The following is a 4,507-nucleotide window of genomic DNA, read 5'->3' as shown; positions in this document are numbered from 1 at the left end:
AAGCATTAAGTAACACAGGGGATATTTTATTCTATGGCTGTAACGTTGCCGAAGGGCAACAAGGTCAAGCGTTTGTGGAAGCATTAAGGTCATATACAGATGCGGATATTGCGGCATCTATTGATACGACAGCAAGTCAAGATAATGGAGGGGATAGCATACTGGAATATGGACAAGCAATAGACAATAGTGAGATTCTTCATTTTGAGGGTTATGCTTATCGCTTGGATGCACCGGCAGTTCTAGTGGGAGGAAGTTCATTTAACTCAATCACTCAACTGGGTGACAACATTTATGGTGAGAACTCAGGGGATTTGTTGGGTGGATCACCTTATGCTGGAGGGGCAGTTTCTTTAAGTGCCGATGGCATGACAATGGCAATCGGAGCAGAGGGAAATGATGGCAATGGCACTTATTCTGGTCATGTACGGATATATAGCTGGAGTGGCACTACCTGGATTCAAAAGGGAGTCGATATTGATGGTGAGGTGGCAGGAGAGCGATCTGGAATATCGGTTTCGTTAAGTGCCAATGGCAATACGGTGGCAATTGGAGCTTGGGGTGGAAATAAGGCACGAATATATGAGTGGAATGGTAGTACCTGGATAAAAAAGGGCGGTGATATTAATGGTGAAGTAGGAGATGATAACTTTGGTTTCTCAGTATCATTAAGCAACGATGGCAATACCGTGGCAATTGGTGCGTTTTATAATGATGGCACGACAGGAAACGCAAGTGACGATAGAGGTCATGTACGGATCTACAGCTGGAATGGCACTACTTGGGTACAAAAAGGCGTTGATATTGATGGTGAGGCAGCAGGTGATCAATCTGGTTATTCAGTGTCCTTAAGCGCCGATGGTAACACCGTGGCAATCGGAGCAATTGGAAATGATGGCAATGGTAGTAATTCAGGTCATGTACGGATATATAGCTGGAATAGTGTAACGTCCACCTGGGATAAATTGGGGCAAGACATTGATGGTGAGGCAGCAAATGATAAATCTGGTTCTTCAGTGAGCTTAAGTGCCGATGGCAACACCGTGGCAATTGGGGCACCTAATAATAGCAGTAGTGCCGGCCATGTGCAGATATACAACTGGGACAGTGGTTTAGGCTCTTGGGTACCGAAGGGACTTGATATTGTTGGTCAAAGTGGTAGTCCAACAGGAGATCAATCTGGTTCTTCAGTGAGCTTAAGTGCCGATGGCAATACCGTGGCAATAGGCGCAGATGATGGAGTTTCACAGGATAAAGGCTATGCACGCATATATAGGTGGAATGGTAGTAGCTGGGTCAAATATGGTCCAGATATGCAAAGTAATATAACGAACGATCGATTTGGATGGTCAGTGGCTTTGAGTGCCGATGCTAGTAAAGTGGCAGTTGGTGCACCTCAAAATGATGGTACGACCGGAAACAGTACAGACAATAGAGGGATGGTACGGGTATATAGTTTAATTCCACGTTATACGGTGAATGAAGATACTGCACTTGCTATCAATAATATTTCGATTAATGATGTGGATGGTAATTTGTCAACTGTACGCTTACAGGCTAATAATGGAACATTGAATGTGACGTTATCAGGCGCTACAATCAGTGCCGGTAGCAATGGTAGCAATGATTTGACGATAAGCGGCACACAAGCAGAAATCAATGCAACGCTTGCAAGTTTAACCTATCAAGGCAACCTTGACTTCAGCGGTAGTGACACCTTAACACTCACAGCAACCGACAGTGGTAGCTCAAATACGGTGCAGTTAATCGGTATTACGGTTATTGAAAAACATGAGCCGATATTAACAGGTGGCGTAGCTTTAGAGTATAGCGGAAATGATGGAGCGGTAGTAATTGATAATACCATTAGCATTACTGATATGGATGATGTAAATCTTGAAAGTGCAACGGTGAGTATTAGCAGCAATTATGTAAATGGTGGAGATGTATTATCGTTTGTGAATGTTGGAAATATAACCGGTACCTTCGATGTACTAACTGGCGTATTAAGCTTAACAGGAACAGATACTTTGGCAAATTATGAGGCGGCATTAAGGACAGTTCGTTATGAAAATTTAGCTGATCAACCAACCATATTGACTCGCACTATTAGTTTTGTTGTAAACGATGGCGATGATGACTCAGAGATTCTTACAAGTACCATTAATATACTAACACCAGTGGCTCAGCTTAGCGTGCCATTGGTTGGTGATATTTCGGAAGATCACTTAGGGCACTCAGTTGCCTTAAGTGCTAATGGGACAATTCTTGCAGTAGGGGCGAAGGATCATGATTTCAACGGAGACCGTTCTGGTCAAGTGAAAATTTATGAGTGGAATGGTAATGGCTGGACGCAAAAGGGTCAAAATCTTTACGGTGAAGCCAGTAACGATGAATTTGGGCATTCAGTGGCATTAAGTGATGATGGTACTATTGTCGCAATTGGAGCAGAAGGAAGAAATAATAGTACTGGCGAGGTTAAGATTTATCAATGGAATGAGCTTAACGGCAGTTGGGAACAGCTGGGAGGAGGTATTCTGGGTGAAGCTGAGGGAGATTCTTCAGGTTCTTCAGTTTTAGGGTTTAGCGCGGATGGTTTGACGGTTGCCATAGGAGCTTCAGGTAATGATGCCAATGGAAATGGATCTGGTCATGTTCGAGTTTATCATTGGGATAGCACTAATTGGGTAAAATTAGGGCAGGATATTGATGGGCAGACAGGAGATGGTGCTGGTTGGTCAGTTTCGTTAAGTGCAGATGGGATGACACTGGCAGTTGGCTTTGTCAATGCTAACACTCATGGTCAGGTTAAGATTTATGAATTGGATAACAATAATTGGGTGCAAAAGGGTTTGGATATCAATGGTTCTGCAGAAAGTTCAGCACTAGGTGGTGCAGTGTCCTTAAGTGCTAATGGAAATATTATTGCGATCAATGCAAGGTTTGGTACTAACTTTACTGGTCAAGTTAAGGTGTATGAATGGAATGGCAGCAGTTGGGAGCAGCGCGGACAAAGTTTCAATGGTGAAGTTAACTTTGAGCTATTAGGTGCCTCAGTATCGCTGAGTGCCGATGGTTCAATACTAGCATTTTCAGCACCTAATAATGGTGATTCTCCAATTAATGCTGGCGTGGTAAGACTTTATCAATGGAATGACAGCAGTTGGACCAAGTTAAAAGAGGATATTTATGGTGCAACGGCAGGTGATGGTGCGTATGCGATATCCCTAAGTGACGATGGTTCAGTATTAGCAATTGGATCACGTAACAATAATGATAATGGATCTGGTGCTGGTCATGCGCGAGTTTTCCGTATAGCATCAGCACCAGTCAATATTATTCCAGGAGTACAAGCTCTCAATGAGGATAGTACACTTGCTATCAACGGACTTACTGTGAGAGATGAAAGTGGAATCTTGGCGAGCACACGTTTACAAGTCAATAATGGTACTTTGACAGTAACCTTGTCTGAATCTGCAACGATCAGTGCAGGCGCTAACGGCAGTGGTGATTTAACGATCAGTGGAAATGCAAATGATATCAATGCGACATTAGCGAGTTTAATCTATCAGGGTAACCTTAATTTCAATGGCAATGATAACCTTACTGTGACCTCAAATGAACAGGGTCTATTTGCATTATCGGATGTAGACATCGTTTCAATTACTGTGAATGCGGTGAATGATGCGCCGACAGCTTCTCATAATACAGTGGTGATAAATGAAGACAGCAGCCATGTTTTTACAGCGAGTGACTTTAACTTTGCCGATATTGATGGTGATGTATTAGACAGTGTTAAGATTACGAACCTACCAACAATAGGTAGCTTAAAATTAAATGGTGTAGCAGTGACCGTAAATCAAGTGATCACTAAAGCAAATATTGATGGAGGTTTATTGATCTTTACCCCTGTTGCAAATGGCAATGGTAGTAATTATGCCAGTTTTGACTTTAGCGTAAATGATGGCACAATTGATTCTGTGTCGACTTATACGATGAGTATTGATGTCACCTCAATCAATGATGCCCCAACCGCAGCTAACAGCACGATTATAACAGCAGAAGATACAGCTTATACATTTGCGGCATCCGACTTTAACTTTGCTGACGTGGATGGCGATACCTTAGCAAGCATTACAGTCACAAATTTACCGACAATAGGTAGCTTAAAATTAAATGGTGTAGCAGTAACTTTGAATCAAGTGATCACTAAAGCCAATATTGATGGAGGTTTATTGATCTTTACCCCTGTTGCAAATGGTAATGGTAGTAATTATGCCAGTTTTGGCTTTAAGGTAAATGATGGTGCGCTGGAGTCCGTGTCAGCGTATACGATGAGTATTAATGTCACTCCCGTGAATGACGCGCCAAGTATCAATAGTTTAACCGCTTCATCAACTTATACAGAAAGTGCGGCAGATGATAGCATAAGTCCAATCAAATTGGTGTTAGATCAGAATCTTTTCTTGGATGATGTGGAGGATGTCGGCTTTACCGGAGCAACAGT

Annotated in this window: 1 protein-coding gene; it reads left to right on the top strand. The window is 42.5% G+C overall.

Annotation, left to right across the window (positions count from 1 at the left end):
• A partial coding sequence (locus M1V25_RS10100; RefSeq protein WP_498843195.1) for a beta strand repeat-containing protein occupies positions 1 to 4,507 on the top strand: 4,507 nt, incomplete at both ends.

Origin of the sequence: Candidatus Nebulibacter yamunensis, from assembly GCF_024208055.1 — a bacterium.
GTDB classification, from domain to species: Bacteria; Pseudomonadota; Gammaproteobacteria; order Francisellales; family Francisellaceae; genus Caedibacter; species Caedibacter lacustris.
Note: the sequence above shows the minus strand (reverse complement) of the source record. Positions and strands in the feature narration are given on the sequence as shown.